The organism is Devosia sp. 63-57 (genome assembly GCF_001899045.1).
Taxonomy (GTDB): Bacteria; Pseudomonadota; Alphaproteobacteria; order Rhizobiales; family Devosiaceae; genus Devosia; species Devosia equisanguinis.
On the sequence record NZ_MKUY01000003.1, the window covers coordinates 275,476 to 293,665 of the forward strand.

The 18,190-nt window shown below is 62.1% G+C and carries 11 protein-coding genes and 1 tRNA gene; 5 read left to right on the plus strand and 7 right to left on the minus strand.

Going from position 1 to position 18,190, the window contains the following annotated elements; genetic code table 11:
• Positions 1-31: 31 nt before the first annotated feature.
• Both BGO80_RS01390 and xth read left to right on the plus strand, forming a co-directional pair.
• Entirely contained in the window at positions 32-1,135 is a 1,104-nt protein-coding gene (locus tag BGO80_RS01390; protein WP_286718396.1) for a serine hydrolase domain-containing protein, read from the plus strand.
• Between the two features lie 16 nt (positions 1,136-1,151).
• Positions 1,152-1,931 carry an exodeoxyribonuclease III gene (gene xth / locus BGO80_RS01395; RefSeq protein ID WP_286719588.1) on the plus strand — a complete coding sequence of 260 codons (780 nt, stop codon included), beginning with the start codon at positions 1,152-1,154 and terminating at the stop codon, positions 1,929-1,931.
• 487 nt (positions 1,932-2,418) lie between these two features.
• Here the strand turns inward: xth and BGO80_RS01400 are convergent, their stop codons facing one another.
• The gene (locus BGO80_RS01400) at positions 2,419-3,228 is read right to left on the minus strand and encodes a tetratricopeptide repeat protein (RefSeq protein ID WP_164550458.1); all 810 of its coding nucleotides are present in this window, start codon (positions 3,226-3,228) and stop codon (positions 2,419-2,421) included.
• 649 nt (positions 3,229-3,877) lie between these two features.
• Between BGO80_RS01400 and BGO80_RS01405 the strand changes: the two genes are divergently transcribed.
• Positions 3,878-5,722, plus strand: a complete 1,845-nt coding sequence (locus BGO80_RS01405; RefSeq protein ID WP_286718399.1) for an ABC transporter ATP-binding protein — start codon at positions 3,878-3,880, stop codon at positions 5,720-5,722.
• A 41-nt stretch (positions 5,723-5,763) separates the two neighbouring features.
• Here the strand turns inward: BGO80_RS01405 and BGO80_RS01410 are convergent, their stop codons facing one another.
• From BGO80_RS01410 to BGO80_RS01435, 6 genes are all read right to left on the minus strand, one after another.
• Positions 5,764-8,640, minus strand: a complete 2,877-nt coding sequence (locus tag BGO80_RS01410) for a valine--tRNA ligase (RefSeq protein WP_286718402.1) — start codon at positions 8,638-8,640, stop codon at positions 5,764-5,766.
• 116 nt (positions 8,641-8,756) lie between these two features.
• Positions 8,757-9,527 (minus strand): DUF2497 domain-containing protein, encoded by a 771-nt coding sequence (locus BGO80_RS01415; protein WP_286718405.1) that lies wholly within the window; start codon positions 9,525-9,527, stop codon positions 8,757-8,759.
• Between the two features lie 193 nt (positions 9,528-9,720).
• Entirely contained in the window at positions 9,721-11,088 is a 1,368-nt protein-coding gene (locus tag BGO80_RS01420) for a TolC family outer membrane protein (RefSeq protein WP_164550459.1), read from the minus strand.
• Between the two features lie 132 nt (positions 11,089-11,220).
• The gene (locus tag BGO80_RS01425; protein WP_126151732.1) at positions 11,221-11,874 is read right to left on the minus strand and encodes a protein-L-isoaspartate O-methyltransferase family protein; all 654 of its coding nucleotides are present in this window, start codon (positions 11,872-11,874) and stop codon (positions 11,221-11,223) included.
• Between the two features lie 122 nt (positions 11,875-11,996).
• The gene (locus tag BGO80_RS01430; RefSeq protein ID WP_286718409.1) at positions 11,997-12,179 is read right to left on the minus strand and encodes a hypothetical protein; all 183 of its coding nucleotides are present in this window, start codon (positions 12,177-12,179) and stop codon (positions 11,997-11,999) included.
• A gap of 127 nt (positions 12,180-12,306) precedes the next feature.
• A tRNA-Cys gene (locus BGO80_RS01435) sits at positions 12,307-12,380 on the minus strand.
• A gap of 217 nt (positions 12,381-12,597) precedes the next feature.
• Here BGO80_RS01435 and BGO80_RS01440 point away from each other — a divergent pair.
• Positions 12,598-13,509 (plus strand): bifunctional GNAT family N-acetyltransferase/nucleoside diphosphate kinase regulator, encoded by a 912-nt coding sequence (locus tag BGO80_RS01440; RefSeq protein WP_286718412.1) that lies wholly within the window; start codon positions 12,598-12,600, stop codon positions 13,507-13,509.
• Between the two features lie 165 nt (positions 13,510-13,674).
• On the plus strand, positions 13,675-18,036 hold the full coding sequence (locus BGO80_RS01445) for a DUF4214 domain-containing protein (protein WP_286718414.1): 4,362 nt from the start codon (positions 13,675-13,677) through the stop codon (positions 18,034-18,036).
• Positions 18,037-18,190 lie beyond the last annotated feature (154 nt).

The window sequence follows — 18,190 nt, forward strand, 5'->3', positions numbered from 1 at the left end:
TTGAATTTCTGGCAATCGGGGGGATATGCCAATGACTGACACGATCGACCGTGTGCTCGACGAGGCCGTGGCGAGCGGCAAGCTGGTGGGCGCGGTGGTGATGGTGGCCAAGGACGGCCAGACGCTCTATCACCGCGCACTGGGTCTTGCCGACCGGGAGGCCGGGACGCCGATGGCCGAGGATACGGTATTTCGCGCCGCTTCGCTGACCAAGCCGATGGTCGCGTCCACCCTGCTTGCCATGGCCGACAAGGGGCTGGTGCGGGTGGATGATCCGGTCAGCGCCTATCTGCCCTATTTCACCCCGAAATTGCCCGACGGCAGGCAGCCTGATATTACACTCAAGCATCTGCTGACCCATACGGCGGGCCTGCTCTACGACTATTCGGCCAAGAATCCGCGGCTGACCAATGGCCTGGTCAATGCCAATATCCATCTCGACGAGCTGCTGCCGCTGATGGCGGAGCAGGAACTGTCCTATGCGCCGGGCACGGGGTGGTTCTATTCCATGGCCATCGACGTGTTGGGCGGGGTGATCGCCAAGGTGCATGGCGGGCCACTGCGCGATGCCGTTTCCCATTACGTCACCGGCCCGCTGGGCATGAACGACACGGCATTCACGGTGGCCGACCGCAGCCGGCTGGCCGTGCCCTATGCCGATGGCGTGGATCAACCGACCCGCATGGCCGAACCGCAGCCGGTGAACAATCCCTGGGGCGGGGTGACCACCTTTTCGCCCGAGCGCATTTTCAACGAGAATGCGTTTGAATGCGGCGGTGGCGGCATGGCCACAACAGGCCCAGACTTCATGCGCTTCCTCAACGCCATCCTCGCCGATGGCGGGCCCATCCTGGCGCCAGAAACGGCACGTGCAGCGCTCAAGGACCAGATGGGCTATGAGCGCGAGCCGGGCCAGGCCTTCAGTTTCCTCGGTAGCTACACGGTGGACCCCGTGCGCGCCGATCTCTACTGGCCGGCCGGCACCAATAATTGGGGCGGCATTTACGGGCATATCTGGTCCATCGATCCGGTGAACCGGATCACCATGGTTTCGCTCAGCAACACAGCGTTCTATGGTGGCGAACTGGCCTTCCCGCGCGCCCTGCGCAAGGCCGTTTATACCGACCTCATCTAAGGAGCCGAGCATGGCCCTGCGCATCGCGACCTGGAACATCAACGGCATCAAGGCGCGTATCGAACTGCTGCTGCGCTGGCTGGACGAGGAAAAGCCCGACATTGTCGGGCTGCAGGAAATCAAGAGCATCGACGAGGCCTTCCCGCGCGCTGAAATCGAGGCACTGGGCTACAATATCGAAACTCACGGCCAAAAGAGCTGGAACGGGGTGGCGCTGCTGTCGAAACTGCCCTTCGACGAGGTGCATCGCGGCCTGCCCGGCGACGAAACCGACGAGCAGGCGCGGCTGATTGAGGGCGTGTTCTCCACCAGCGCCGGCGTGGTGCGGGTGTGCAATATCTACCTGCCTAATGGTAACCCGGTGGATACGGAAAAATTCCCCTACAAGCTGGGCTGGATGGACCGGCTCAACCGCTTCGTCGCAGAACGGCTGGAGCTGGAAGAACCCTTCGTGCTGATGGGCGACTTCAACCTCATTCCCGCCCCTATCGATGCGCACGACCCCGACGCATGGTGGGGCGATGCGCTCTATCGCCCCGAAAGCCTCTCGCGTTTTCGCGCCCTAACCAATCTGGGCATGACCGACGCGCTGCGCGCCGTCACCGCCGAACAGGCTTTTACCTTCTGGGATTTCCAGGCCGGCGCCTGGCGCCGCAATGCCGGCATCCGCATCGACCACCTGATGCTGTCGCCGCAGGCTGCCGACCGATTGGACGATGTCGTCGTGCACAAGGACGTGCGCGGCTGGGACAAGCCCAGCGACCACGTCCCGGTCGAGGGCGCGTTTAGCTTGTAGGGGGTTTGGGGTTGGGGTGGCCATTTATTCCCCCATATCCGTCGCTCTCGGGCGAAGACCCCAGGAACGGCCGGTGGGAGAACAAGCCGGGCGGCCAGCTTGGACCGTACGTCGTGTCCCGGGCCTTGCCATTTTCGATCATTCCAAACTGAGATGAACTCTGGGCGCTTTCGCCTCCCTCCCCCTTGAGGGGAGGGAATGAGGGTGGGGGTCCATCAGTGGATCGCTAAACGACCCCCTCCCCGGCCCTCCCCTCAAGGGGGAGGGAGAGCAGGAGCCGAAGCCTCAGCGCCTCCCGACGCGCTCAAAGTGAACGCGTCCCCTAGAGGGAGGGCGAAAGCGCCCAGAGTCCAGCTCCGATTGAAATGATCTCAGTCGTCACCCTCGGGTCAGGCCCGAGGGTGACGGTCGGTGGGGTGGGTGACGGCTGGTGGGTGGGCGAAAGGTAGGGAACACCCCGGAGGACAGCACGCTGCGCCACCGCCCCTCAGAAATTGGCGAATTGAGGCGCGATGGATTCGGCGAGGGCCGCGGCGTTGGTGCGGTCTTCGGGAAGCGCTATGGAGCTGGCGCGGTTGAGGAGGTCATCGACTTGTGCCTGATCCACCGTGCCCTGGCAGCGGATATGGGAGAGGTTGAGCCACATCAGCCCTTCCACCGGCTGCGCCTCGATGCCCTGCACGCCATTGAACAGCATGTCGCCGAGACGGGCCTGGGCCAGGCAATGGCCCTTGCGGGCAGCCAGCGAGAACCAGCGGGCGCTCTGGATAGCGTTGACGCCAAGCCCGCCTTCTTCGGTGTAGAGTAGCCCAACGCGATATTGGGCATCGGCATCGCCGAAATAGGTGGCGGCATGCAGTAGCAGCGCATGCGAGCGATCGATATCGGCGGGAATGCCGGCATCGGGTACGCCTTCGCGGTAATAGTCGCCGACCTTGACGAAAGACTGGGCGACGATATCAGCCTCGACGCCCTTGGGCGCCGCATCGGCATGCTGATTGGCGATCTGGGCGAAATAGCCGAAGGCGCGCGCCGGGTCCTTGTCCACGCCTTCGCCGTTTTCATACATGGTGCCAAGCTGCCAGAGAGCGAGCGGCTGCCCGGCCTCGGCGGCGTTTTCGAGCGCCGAAATATAGGCATCGCCCGACACACCGCCGCCAGCGCCGTCCAGCATATTTGCCAGATCGAGCGCGGCATCGGCTGCCGTCTGGGCCTGGGCGGGGATCACCGCTGCCAAAAAGGCAAGGGCGAAGCCAGCCGCAGCGGAAGCCAGGGAGTGTTCCCGTATGGTCCGCATGATTCTCCTTTTGCCCGCCGGAAGCTGGGCAGATGACAGATCGGCAGCTGGGCCTTCCAGAACTGCCGTGGGCAGGCCTGTGGCCATGCTCGGAATTTCTCGTCTCAAGCTTGCACCGCAAAACCGCGCGGAAAAAGCAAAGTATGAATTTTGGGTAAACCGGCATTGTGACAGCATTTCAGCCATGCCCATCACAAGCGCGCGCTTTGCGAATGCCGCCCATCGGGCCGGGGTCCGCTCTGCAGTCAAAAACGCAAGGTCACGCACATGCTCACCATAATCCGGCGGAGTCCCGCCCATTCCGTGGCAAAGGGAGCAGAGCACGACAGACCAAGGGCCCGAACATGGCACCCCATCATCGTCGCCAGCACCCGCCCCCGAATGCCTTGGCGTCTCGTTTAAGATGAGATTGTGGCGACAAACATCGCCAATTCCTTGCCGTCTCGCCGCTGAAACCGGATTCACCATCCATGTTGCCGAATCGTCACAGCCACACCGGTTTCCCCGTCCAATCACGGATCCGCGATTGCCCACACTCTCCTCGCTGGCGATAGTTGCGGCGTTATCGCGATGCGCGACCGGGAGACCGAAATGAAAAAGATCATGTCCAGCACGACCCTTTCCCATTTCCAATCGGACATGATCTCTCATGCATCGGACTTGTTCCCGGGGAGCGCGGCCAGCCAACCGACGCCGTAACCCGCTTTTCCTCCGCTTTTTCGGATCGACCGAAGCGCCGCAGCACGCTGCGCGCAAACCCACACGCTTTGCCCGCTTCCTGGGCTATTATCGGCCGCACATAAAACTGCTGGCAGCAGTGCTTTCGGCTGCCGTGCTGGTGGCTGGCACGGCCATCACCCTGCCCTTGCTGGCCAATTCCATCGTCTCGCAGCTACAGCATCTGCAGGACGCGCCTGACGCCACCTGGCAGCTGCTGGCCATAGGCGCGTCTATGGTCGCTGTGTTCATCGTGCAGGCGGTTGCGACCTATTTCGTCGATTATCGCGGCCATGCCATGGGCGCCAAGATCGAGGCACAGGTGCGACGCGACCTGTTCGAGCACTGCCAAAAACTCTCATTCACCTTCTATGACAGGCAGCGCACCGGCCAGCTGATGAGCCGCATCAGCAATGACTCGTTGTGGCTGGGCGAGCTGTTCCACCACGGACCCGAAGACCTCACCATCGCGGTGCTGAAGTTTATCGGTGCCCTGACCATCATCGCGCTTATCGATCCAATCGTCGCGCTGGCGATCCTGGCTCTCCTGCCTTTAGCAATCGCTTATGCGCTGCATTTCAACAATCGCATGAGGCTGGCGATGACCCGCAGCAAGGAGCGCATTGCCGGGGTGAACGAGCAGGTTGAGGATGCGCTGGGCGGCATTCGCGTGGTGCAATCCTTCGGCACCGAGGCGGCGGAACTGGGTCGGTTCGACGTAGAAAACCAGCGCTTCGTGCGGAGTCGCGAGGACGGCTATCGCAGTGAGGCCCTGCTCTGGAGCGGCATGGACGGCTTTGGGCAGCTGGTCACCATCGTGGTGATTGTGCTCGGGGCGCACCGCATCCTGACCGCCAACCTGTCGGCCGGCGATCTGCTGACGCTGCTGCTGTGCATCGGAGTGTTTCTCGATCCCATCAAGCGGCTCGATAACTTCATCCGCCTCTGGCAGGAGGGTTTTACCGGCTTCACGAGGGCCATGGAGTTGCTCGAGATCGAGCCCGATATTGTCGATCGGCCCGGCGCGATTACCCTGGAGCCGGTACGCGGGGCCATCAGTTTCAAGGATGTGCGCTTTGGCTATGAGGGCGCGGCGCGGCCGGTGTTCGACCGGCTGACCTTCGACATCATGCCAGGGCAATTCGTGGCGCTGGTGGGCCCTTCGGGCGTGGGCAAGACCACGCTCTGCAGCCTCATCCCGCGCTTCTATGACGTGCAGGGCGGCAGCATCAGCGTAGAGGGGGTGGATGTGCGGGGTTTAAGCCTGGCCAGCCTGCGGCGGCAGGTCGGGCTGGTACAGCAGGACGTCTATCTCTTTGCCGGCTCGGTGGCCGACAACCTGCGCTATGGCCGTCCGGACGCCACCGAAGACGAGATCGTGGCCGCCGCCCGCGCCGCCAATGCGCATGATTTCATCATGGGCCTACCGGACGGCTATGGCACTGATATCGGCCAGCGCGGAGTGAAGCTGTCGGGCGGGCAGAAGCAAAGGCTGACCATCGCCCGCGCCTTCCTCAAAAACCCGCCCATTCTGATCTTCGATGAAGCCACCAGCGCGCTCGACAATGAAAGCGAGCGAGCGGTGCAGGCGGCGCTGCTTGAGCTGGCCAAGGGGCGCACCATGCTGGTGATCGCCCACCGGCTCTCCACCATAAGGCATGCCGACCGCATCCTTGTGCTGACGGAGGAGGGAATCGTCGAGGACGGCACCCATGAGGCGCTGATGGCGGCGGGCGGGTTTTATGCCGGGCTGCATGCGATTGGAGGGCGGATTTAGGACTTACAAAAAAGGCCCGGCATTGCTGCCGGGCCGTTTGATCAGCTCAAGCGCTGGAGTGCTTCGCGGATTTTGCTGCGGCGCTCGAGGGCGGCGTCGCGGCGGGCCTTTTGCTCCTCGATCACCTCTTCGGGCGCCTTGGCGACGAATTGCTCATTGCCGAGTTTCTTGTCGATCTGGGCGATTTCGCCGTCGAGTTTTCCGACTTCCTTTTCGAGGCGGGCCTTTTCGACGGCGATGTCAATAACGCCGGCCAGCGGCAGCGCATAGGTGGCTTCGCCCACCACGAACTGGGCGGACTCGCCGGGCACGTCATTGCTGGGCGTGATCTCTTCGAGGCGCGCCAGACGGGAAATCAGCGAGGTGCCGGCAACGAGGCGACGGAGGGTCTCCGCCCCTGCCCCTGTGACCACCAGCTGCAGCTTGGCGCTGGCCGGCACGTTCATTTCGGCGCGCACCGAGCGGACATTGGAAATGACATCGACCAGCCAGGCCAGTTCCGCATCGGCGGCCGCATCTTCGAGGCCGGAGAGATCGGGCCATTCGGTGAGCACGAGCAGGTTCTCGCGCTTGGGACCGAATTCCCCGGTCTTTTCCCAGAGCTCTTCGGTGACGAAGGGCATCATCGGGTGCAGCATGACCAGGATCTGGTCGAGGACCCATGCGGCGGTGGCGCGGGTCTCGGCCTTGGCGGCTTCGTCCTCGCCCATGAAGACGGGCTTGGCGAACTCCACATACCAGTCGCAGAACGTGCCCCAGACGAAATCATAGGCGCTGTTGGCGGCTTCGTTGAACTTGTAGTCCTCGATGCCGGCGCGCACGGCGGACAGGCCACGGGCGGTGGCGCCGACAATCCAGCGATTGAGCGGCAGCGTGTTGGCCTTGGGATCATAACCCTCGACGCGGCGGCACTCGTTCATCTCGAGGAAGCGCGCGGCATTCCAGATCTTGGTGACGAAGTTGCGATAGCCCTCGACGCGCGAAATGGCGAGCTTGAGGTCACGCCCCTGCGCGGCCATGGCGGCAAGCGTGAAGCGGGTGGCATCGGCGCCATATTCGTCGATGAGCTTGAGGGGATCGATGACGTTCCCCTTGGTCTTGCTCATCTTCTGGCCCTTCTCGTCGCGGACCAGAGCATGCATGTAGACGGTGTGGAACGGCTCCTCGTCGAGGAATTCGAGGCCCATCATCATCATGCGGGCGACCCAGAAGAAGATGATGTCGAAGCCTGTGACCAGCACGCTGGTCGGATAGTAGCGCTTCAGTTCGGGTGTCTCGTCGGGCCAGCCCAGCGTCGAGAACGGCCAGAGTGCGGAGGAGAACCAGGTGTCGAGGACGTCGGGATCGCGCCATATTTCAAACGCACCAGTTTCAGATCGAGCGTCAAAACTGGCAGGAGCCACGTTGTCATATGCGGGAGGACGGTCGACGACGACCACATCTTGGCCGTAATACTCACGTGCCATCTCAATAGCGCTAGCTTCGTCGAGTGCCACAAAGTCCTTTACTTGGAAGGCCTCAGTTCGCCATAGCGAACCGTCTTCGGACTTTTTCCGCCCGTACCAGACTGGTATGCGATGACCCCACCAGAGCTGGCGCGAAATGCACCACGGCTTGATGTTTTCCAGCCAGGCGAAATAGGTGTTTTCGTATTGTTGCGGCACGAACTTGGTGCGGCCTTCACGCACCGAAGCCAACGCCGGCTGGGCCAGCACGTCGGCCTTGACCCACCACTGGTCGGTCAGGAAGGGCTCGATGACGACGAGTTTGCTCTTCTCGTCATGCGGCACCATGATCTTCTTGTCTTCGATGTGATCGAGGCCGCGCGTCGGGTTTTCTTCGGCCAGCGCGCTGAGATCGGCAACGATAGCCTTGCGGGCGTCGAACCGGTCCATGCCGCGATATTTTGCGGGCACGAAATCGGCATCGATGATGGCGCCGCGGGTGGTGAAGACATTGATCGGCTCGACGCCGGCGCGGACGCCGACTTCAAAGTCGTTGAAATCATGCGCCGGGGTAATCTTCACCGCGCCGGTGCCCAGGGTCGGGTCGGCATACTCATCGGCAACAACGGGAATACGGCGACCAACCAGCGGCAGCTCGATGAACTTGCCGACAAGACCGGCATAGCGCTCGTCTTCCGGATGCACGGCGACGGCCACGTCGCCCAGCATGGTTTCCGGGCGGGTGGTAGCGACGATGATGTAGTCGCGCGTCTCGGTGCCGGTGACGTTGCCCTCTTCGTCATTGACGGGGAACTCGTAGGTCACACCATCGGCCAGCGGATAGCGCAGGTGCCACATATGGCCCTTAACCTCGATGTTCTCCACCTCGAGATCGGAGATGGCGGTCTCGAGGCCCGGATGCCAGTTCACCAGGCGCTTGGCGCGATAGATCAGACCGCGCTTGTGCAGCTCGACGAACACCTTGATGACGGCACGGACCATCTGGTCGTCCGGCTCGCCTGCTGCGCCCATGGTGAAACGTTCACGCGAAAAATCAGCAGAAGCGCCCAAGCGCTTCAATTGATTCATGATCGTGCCGCCGCTCTCGCCCTTCCACTCCCAGACGCGTTCGACGAATTTCTCGCGGCCCATTTCACGACGGCCCGGCTGCTGGCGCTCCATCAGCTGACGCTCGACAATCATCTGGGTGGCGATGCCGGCATGGTCCATGCCGGGCTGCCAGAGCACGTCCTTCTTCAGCATGCGGTTGAAGCGGACGAGAATGTCCTGAACGGTGTTGTTGAGCGCGTGGCCGATATGCAGCGACCCGGTCACATTGGGCGGCGGAATGACGATGGTGAAGGGCTCCGCGCCGGGCTTGGCCCCTGCCCCGGCCTTGAAGGCTTCGGCAGCGATCCAGGCGTCGAAAATGCGCTTTTCGACGGCGGCGGGTTCATAGGTCTTTTCAAGCATCACGTCACTCGCAACAGCAGCGACCCGCCCGGAGAGACCGTGGCGGGTCGAAAAAAGGTTGGCAGACTTCAAGCAAATGCGGTGGACGGGGTCAACAGCGACGCAACCCCGAAACCTTACTCACCGCGGGAAATGCGGGAGATTTCCTTTTCCACCATGCGCTCGACCACGGATGGCAGGTTCTCGTCCAGCCATTCCTTGAGCATGGGGCGCAGCATTTCGCGCATCATCGCCTCAATGGTGAGGCCGGGATTACCAATGCCCAGCGCATTGAGCTTGCCAATCGAACTGCGCACCGCCGCCTTGGTGGCCGGCTCCAGCAGTTCATTGGCCATGTCGCTGGTCAATGTCGGATCGGGCAAGGGCGCCACTTCGGCAAGACTGGCCTTGGGCTGCGCCGCAGCCATCGGGGCCGGCTCGGGCTCTGGCATGGGCGGCGGCGCGAAGGCAACGACCGGCTCGGGTTCAGGCGAAAACTCCGGCTCCGGGTCGAAATTCATCGCTGGCGGATCGAATGAAGGCAGCTCTTCCGCGGGCTCGAAGGTGATATCCTCTGCTTCGACCAGAGCGGCGCTCGGCTCCTCGGCCACGTCTTCTTCCGTGTCGGCAAGCAGGGAGTCGAAACTGAAGCCACCAACCTCGTCGTCCTCGTCCTCGACGATCTGGGCAGGCGACAAAGCCAGCGGCTCGATATCGTCGAGCATATCTGAGAGGTCGCGATCGGCATTGTCGCTGACGAGACGGGCAGGCGCGGCTTCCATCGGGGGGGCGGCATGCAGGGCCGCAGGGCGGCGAGGCACAGCGGCCGCATCGTCGTCCGCGATGATCTGCCGAATGGAGGACAGAATCTCGTCCATGGACGGTTCTTTGGGTGCCGGCTTGTTCATCAGTGCCTCTTACTCATGACCCGATAGTAGCGACAACCCCGCAACTGGCTTCGCCCTGATTCGTAAATAACACCTTACCTTCTGGGTCGCCGCTGTGGAATCGCCACATCGGGGCAAGTCGGACTTCTCCCACAAAAACTTGTGGCCAGGACGAGCCTGGCCACAAGGGATACGCGAAATAGGATAGAAAGCGTCAGTCTTGGACGGTGCGCAGCTCCTGCCACACGTCCTGAACAGTCTGCGTATAGGGAACGGCCGTCTTGATGGTGACCGGCAGACCGAGATCGGCAGCGGTCAGGCGCCCCATGGCGGCGAGCAGCGAGAAGGTGGCCACCACCTTATTGTTGGCAGCGTTGATCACTGCCTCGCGGGCGCTGGTCAGCTCGGCCTGGGCATTGAGCACGTCGAGCGTGGTGCGGGTGCCCAGATCGCGTTCCTGGATCACGCCATCGAGCACCGTGGTGCTGGCGGTAACGGCGGCCTGCGCCGCCTGGCTCTGCGCATCGGCGCTCTGGATGCCGGCCCAGGCGGAGATAACCGCCTCGCGGATCTGGTCATAGGCCGACATGGCGTCGACTTCAGACTTGATCTGGTTGAGATTGGCCTTGCGCACGCTGGAGCCAATGGCCCCGCCGGCATAGATCGGTACGGTGATCTGGAAGCCAACCGAGGCGCTGATGCCGTCAGCCTGGGGATTGCCGGATGGACCGGTCCAGCGCGTGCCGACCTGCCCAGTGACCGAGGCCGTGGGACCGAAGGCCGCCTGGGCTGCATCGGTGCTGGCCTGGGCAGCCCGAATAGCGGCCTTGGCCATGAGGATGGCCGGATGCCCGACCTCGGCCTCTGCAATTGCGGTGTCGAGGGAAGCCGGGATCAGCTTGCCGAAATTATGCGCCGTGCCCAGGCCCTGCGGCCGGGCGCCAACATAGCGCTGGAAGGTTGCCTGGCTGACTTCGAGGTTGCTGGTGGCGGCACGCAATGCCGCCTGGCCCTGGGCCAGACGCGCCTCGGCCTGAGCCACGTCGATACGCGTACCCTCGCCGACATCGAGTCGGTCGCGCGCCGACTGCAGCTGCGCCTGGAAGAACTGGATATTTTCCTCGCGCAGCGCCACCAATTGCCGGCCGCTCAGCACCGCCATATAGGCCTGAATGACATTGAGCAGCACGTTCTGCTCGGCATTGCGGATCTGGTATTCGGCAGCTTCCGCGCCGGCACGAGCCGCTTCGATCTGCGCCTCGGTCTGGAAATTATCGAAAATGGTTTGGTTGTAGCTGATCCCGGCGGTCAGCGTGCTGCCGCGCGACCAGTTGCCGCCATTGAGCGAATAGTTCTGGTTGCCGCCGATGGAAGCGCCGATGGTCGGCAGCTTGCGCGACTGGGCCTGCACGATATTTTCAGCCGAGGCCTTGGCGTTGAGCAGAGCCGCCTGCAGGTCCGGCGCATGCTGGTAAGCCGCCGTCAGCGCATCGGAAATGGACTGGGCCGAAGCGGCACCCGCACCACCCCAGGACAGCGCGATGGCGAGCACGCTCGCCCCAAATACGCTCTGAAACTTCATCAACGGCCTCCAGACCCCAAGACACATACCGCCCGGCACATGGGGTTTACAACGGACCCAGGCAATCCCTGACAATCATTAACCTGTTCTTCATCTTTCACCGTGTCGCCACGGCAACAGACCAAGAGAATCTCAAAAAACGAAGCGCTCGCCCGCCGCAGCGGGGCGCAGATCATGCAGACTAGCATTGAATTCTGTACGAGCCGTGACTCCGTCGACGCCGTTGAGGTACACCGTGGCTACGCCAACGCCGCCCTGTCGGATCAGCGCCACCAGCCGCCCCCCGGGCCGCAGCCGCGCTATGAGATCGGCGGGCGCATCGGGCAAAGCCCCTTCGACGATGATGACATCGAACATTTCGGCATTGAGGCTGTGTTCGTCGCCAAACACCACCCGCGCCGTATCAAGACCCAGGGCCGCCAAACGCGCATTGGCCTCGTCCACCAGTGCCGCATCGGCCTCCAGCCCCAGCACATGCGCCGAAAGACAGGCCAGCACTGCGGTCGAATAACCGCTGCCGGCGCCCAAATCGAGCACCTCGTCCTGCTCACCGATGTCAGCCAGTTCCACCAGGCGTGCAAAGACAGCCGGTGCGGCCAGGAAACGTCCCGACCCTTCCCGCATCAGATGTGGTTCATCGATATAGGCGATGGCTTTGCGCGGTTCGGGCACGAACATCTCACGCGGCAGGCGACCCATCGCCGAAAGCAGGCGGCGATCATAGACGCCGCTGGTGCTCAACTGGCTGTCCACCATGGCGCGCCGGGCGCGGGCATAATCCACCATTTGCGATCTGGTCCATTCACAGCCAAGGGCATATGCTGGACGTGAATATCCATCACGCTTGTCCGACACAAGCCTGTGACCGCCTCACCGGGCCATAAAAATGCCGCGCTGGGGAAAACCTGCTACGGGCCAACCGATTTTTTTGGCTTGTCGGCCGGCGCGTGGTGGTCGACGGGCTGGTCCTGGGTCTTTCCATCCGGCCGGTGGCCAAGATCGTCGATATTGTCGTCCTTTTGCGCGCCTTCCCCGGTTTCCAGCGGCGCCGGAGTGCTGTCATTGACGCTGTCTTTTGTGAGTCTGGCCATGGGCAAAGTCTCCTTGTTTACCCCTAGCCAACCCGCGAACTCGCCGGTTGTTCCACCCAGCCGCGCCAAATGGACGCGGGCCATGGCGCCGCCGGAACGATACGATCAACGATATGGGAAAACTGAATGGAGGCCGCGTCCGGAATCGAACCGGAATACACGGATTTGCAATCCGCTGCGTAACCACTCCGCCACGCGGCCTCACGAGGGCGGTTTCTAGGGGGCAGGCGCGAAAGATGCAAGAGGATTGGAGAGGTGGGAGACATTTCTCCCCATATGTCCCCTGCCCGCATCCCTTCCCTGGCCTTATCCGGCGACTTCTTGCTATGGAGAGGTTTGGCGCGTCGCGCGCCGAGCCGAAAGAACCAGCATGGCAATGCCGTGACAGGCTTTCATTTGAGCGACCAAGGTGGCGAAGATGAGCAAGCCTTTTGTTTCGTTGCGTCCGGAAATCACCCGCACGCATGCCCTGATCCTGATGGACTGGCTGGAGGATGAGCGGGTCACCCGCTATCTAAGCGATTCACGCAGCGTCTCGCGCTTCATCGCCGAGGCCATAGACCGGACCCAATTGCCGATCCTGACGCATCTGTTCAACCAGGGCGGCCGCTTCTTCATGACCTATGACCGAAACGATCGTCCGGTGGGCTTCGTGCGCCTGGTCAAGACCGGTGGGGATTGCGAGATCGTGCTGGTTATCGGCGACCACGACAATTGGGGCCGCAGCCTGGGCGCCAGCACCATTCGCGAGGGGCTGAAGCTGGCCTTTCTCGACATGCGCGCGCGCACCGTCATCGCCAAAATCCATCCCGACAATATCGGTTCGCTCAAGGCGTTCGAGCGGTGCGGCTTTGCGCTCCACCACGAGACGCCGACGCTGCAATCCCTGTCGGTGACGGCCGGCCGCTACCGGCAGCTGCTGCGCAGCGGCGCGCTTGCCGATACAGGCGACATCTATATTACCGAGCTGGACAAGGAGCGGCTCGGGAACCTTATCGCCTGGGAGCAAGGCCCGGTCATTGCCGATCTCGAGCACGAAATCGAACGCGCCATCGTCGTCGAACCCAAAGCGGTCGGGCGCAATGTGGTGACAATGAACTCGAGGGTGCTGCTGCACCTCGACGACGAAGCTCTGGAAGTGGCGCTGGTCTATCCGCACGAGGCCGACGACCGCGCTGGCAAGCTCTCAGTCCTCTCCGAAGTCGGCGCAGCGCTCCTGGGATACCAGGAAGGCGACGCCATCGACTGGACAGTGTCCGACCGCACGCGGCGCATCCGGATCGAGCGGGTGATCTACCAACCGGAATCGGCAGGCGACTTTCACCTGTAGCGGAGAAAATCGGGGTAGAGGGGCCTGAGAGCAGTGCCGAAACTCGCCCTCGAGACCTTGGCCGTTAACGAAACTCAATGGTTAGCGAAATGTTACCAGGCCGCCCCACTGACTTCTGATTCGGGCAATGATAATCCGTAATTACTCGTAGGGAGAATTACGGACATGTCGGCCAGCCTTGAAGGTATTCAGGTCAAGATTTCGCTTGAGCTGCAAGGGTGGTTTGAAACCACCGTGCCGATCACGGTCAATTCGGTGACGGTGGGATCTGGAATCGAGCTGAACCAGTATTTCTCCTCCCGCATCCTCTCGGATACCGATGGCAACGGCACCATCGAGCCGGTGCAGGGCCCCAACGGCCTGCTCGACGGCTGGTTGAAGGTCGACATTTCCGGCAATCAGGTCTTTGCCCAGTTCAGCGGCCAGGCGCAGCCGACGGGCATCAAGATCAAGATCGAGAACCTGGCGCCCACGGGAGCCGCCCCTGGCACGGTCGAAATGGCGGGGCAGATGAACGGCGTGAATACCGTTTATGCGCCGACCTACACCGCATCGACCAAGGTGTTGGAGTTGAACTGGTTCCTGCTCGGCTTCCAGCCCGGGACGGTGATCAACCAGACGGTGTTCTATGACAACATGCTGGACGACGCCCCGGTGGCCGTCGACGACAGCTTCGCCATCAATGTGGGCCAGACCCTGTCAGGGGCAAACATTCTGGCCAATGACACCGACCTCGATAATCTCGGCAATTTCGGGATTGTCGACATTTCGACAGTGACCAAGATCAATAGTGTGAACCTCAATCCCAATCAGTGGATCGACTTGCAGGGGGGCGGCCAGATCAAGGTCAGCAGCAGCGGCCAGCTGCAGTTCCGCGAAGACGGCGACTTTACCGACCTTGCCCGCGGCGTCACCCGCACCACATCGTTTCAGTACACCATTGCCGATTCAACTGGCCTGACCGATGTCGGCACGGCGTCCATCGCGGTGACGGGCGTCAACTCCGCCCCCACCATCAACCTGCCGTCTGCACCATCCATCCTGGAAAATTCCTCGGTGGCGCTCAGCGGCATTTCGATAGCGGACGTGGATGGAGACGCACAAACCGTTACCCTCAACGTCAACCACGGGACCCTCGCTCTTTCAACAACGGCAGGGTTGAGTTTTTCTGACCCGAACGGTTTCGACGGTACGCTGAGCTTTTCCGGCTCCCTGGCAAACATCAATGCAGCCCTGGCATCGTTGAGCTTCGCCCCCACCGCAAACTATACTGGCCCGGTGACGCTGTCGGTGTCTACTGGTGACGGAAGCGCAACAAAAACCGCGCAATTGTCGTTGTCAGTTGCTGACGTAAAGCCGGTTCTGCCGTCCATACAGGCCAGCATTAATGAAAACGCCACGGCTGGCACGCCAGTGGTTACGCTCGTGGCCTTCGGCGACAATAATGGCCTGACATATTCCATCATCTCCGGCAACGAGAGCGGCGCGTTCGCGATCAACGCGGCGACCGGAGCGATCACGGTGGCGGATAGCAGCAAGCTCGATTTCGAGCACAATGCCGCCTTCAGCCTCCTCGTCGGCGTTGACGACGAAGATGGCGACAGCATAGTCGATGCGACGGGCACCGTGACGATTACGCTCAATGACGTAAACGAGAAGCCGACCAACCTTGCCCTGAGCGCCCTGTCCACAAACCAGAGTAGCTCCGGCGCGAATGCGACGGTCGCCACGCTCTTGACGACGGATCCCGACAGCGGTGACACCTTCACCTATGAATTGGTTGCGGGCGCCGGCGATGGGCAAAATGGCCGTTTCACCATTGTCGGCAACGAATTGCGCGCCGTCTCGGCGCTTGAGGCAGGCACCTATAATGTGCGGCTGAAAACAATCGATGCCGACGGTCTGTTCCTGGAAAAGGCCTTTACGGTTACCGTGGGCGATGACGTGAAACCCGTCATTACGTCGATTTCCGCTCCAGATGCGCCGCTCGGTATCGGCAGCACTCTGCTCGTCACCATAAATGCAGGTGAAGCTGGATTGTCGCTGCAGGCCGGCTCGGTCAATGGACAGGCCCTCACCAGCTTTACCGACCTTGGCGGCGGCATCTACACCGCTATTTACACCGTGGCGGAGGGCCACCCGTCCATCGCGGCCAACCAGGACATTCCGGTCTCGATCCAGCTCCGCGACGCGGCAGGAAACGTATCGGACGCCTATACGACCGCTCTTGCCAATACCGATGACCTTATCGACAGCGTCCGCCCGACGGGATCGGCACCGACCCTGGCCGCCGCATCCGACACTGGCCTCTCCAGTGCCGATGGGATCACCGCCAGCACAGCGCTGACATTTACCGGCACTGGTGAAGACGGCGCGACGGTCAAGCTGTTCGACGCCAACCATCTTGCCCTGGGAACGGGCACCGTCGTCGGTGGTTCTTGGTCAATCACGACAGTGACAATGGCCGAAGGCAACCATACCGTTCGTGCCGAATATTTCGACGCCGTGGACAACAGCTTCGTCAGCCAGACGAGCGCCGTCACAATCGACACGACACCGCCGACGGCGGTTGCCGACACGGCAAGCCTGGACTTGCGCAACGGCGTAGCAGTCCTGCCCAATGTGCTCAACAATGACACGGGGGCGGTTGCCGTCCAGGCCGTGGGTGGAAATGCCGGGGCTGTAGGCAATGCCGTCGCCGGAAGCAATGGCGGCAGCTTCGTGCTGCAGCCAGACGGTACGCTGAGTTTTGATCCGCAGACCGCTTTCGTCGGCCTGGCATCCGGCGACACGGCACTAACGTCGGTTGACTTCACCATCACTGACAGCGCCGGAAATACATCGACATCGTCGGCCAGTGTCACAGTCACCGGCCGCAATGACGCTCCAACCCTCACGGTCAATGCAGGCGCCTCGGTAACCGCTGGCGCGACGCTCACGATCACTGCAGCGATGCTCACTGCCGCCGATGCCGACGATCTGCCCTCTGGGCTGACCTATACGATCGGCAGCCTTCCGACCGGCGGCCAGCTTCGGCTGGGCAACACGGTGCTGCAGGCAAACGACACCTTCACCCAGGACGACGTGAACCAGGGGCGGCTGACCTATGTGGCCGGCAGCAGCGCTGGGCAGCAGCAATTTGCATTCTCGCTGGCCGATGGCGGCGAAGACAATTCGCTGGCCATCAGCGGACAGAGCTTTGCCATAGCCGTTTCAGCAGCACCGGTGACGCCGACGCAGCCGACACAGACTACCGAAACGGAGACAATCGGGGGCGTCACGGTCACGACATCGACCACGACGCAGCCGGACGGGTCCAAAACCCATGTGGTGACGATCCCCGTCATTTCCGGGAGCACGACGACGCCTGTCAAGATTCCGCTGGTGACTGGCAGCAATGGCGGCACGGTGCTGTCTGTCGACGTTCCCCCCGGTGTCGGGCTGACTGTATCGGGGACGGTTACGCCAACCACCAGCACCAGCTCGACAACGCAATTCACCGCGCAGCTGGGATCACAAGGCGGCACCTCAGTCGATCCAACACTTTTGGCTGGTGGCCAGCAATACCTCTCCAACCTGCCCACCGGCACCCCCGTGATCGTCCAGACAATCGTGCCGACTGTCGCACCGGGGGTGGATGCCCTGTCGAGCCCGATCATCATCTCCGGCGCTGTGGGCAACGGCTCGACACAGACAATGCTGATTGTCGACACGAAGGGACTGCCTCCCGGCGCGGTGCTGCAGTTCGACAATGTCTCGTTCGCCGTGGTGGTCGGCAATGCCACGATCACCGGTGGTGCGGGTTCGCAGACGGTCTTCGCCGATGGCGGCAGCCAATATATCGTGCTCGGTGCAGACGACGACGAACTGCATGGCGGTGCCGGCGATGACACCATCGGCTCGGTCGGCGGCAATGATCGCCTGTTCGGTGACGATGGCAATGACACGCTGTTTGGTGGCCCGGGTGATGATTTCCTATCGGGTGGCGCCGGTTACGACAAGGCTCTCTACGAGGGCACGTTCGAGACGGTGCAAATCCACCGCAACAGCCTCGGCCAGCTGGTTGTATCGGGCCCCGAAGGTACCGACACGCTCGACAGTATCGAGCATATCGTGTTCCAGAACGGCACCGTCTCTTACACCACGATCGACCTGTCGGGGGACCAGGGGACGCTCTACAAGCTCTACCAAACCATATTCGGTCGTCCTGCGGATCAGGGCGGGCTCGACTATTGGGTCAGCAAGCTCGCAGGCAATACCAGCCTTGTCGACATCACCCGCTCCTTCCTCGCGTCGGACGAGTTCGGTCGGTTGCTGGGCCCCGATGGCGGAACCAACGAGCAGTTCCTGGTGGCGCTCTACGAACAGGCCTTCCACCGCGCACCGGATACCGATGGCATGAACTACTGGCTGGCCGAACTGGGCCGCGGCGTGCATCGCGAGGATATCGTATTGTCCTTTGCGGCAAGCGACGAGACCAGTGCATTGATCGGGGACACACCTGAGCAGCCCCTCTGGTACCTCTAGTCTTTTCAAGCAAAAGGGAGAGCGGCCACGGCCGCTCTCTCTGCATGGCTGACGCCGACACGGCCGCGTTCACAATCGTCAACTCGCCGCAAAAACCTGCAGCCATGTCCAGAGCTTGTTTACAAAGCCTGGCATAGGTTCTCCCCGACGCATT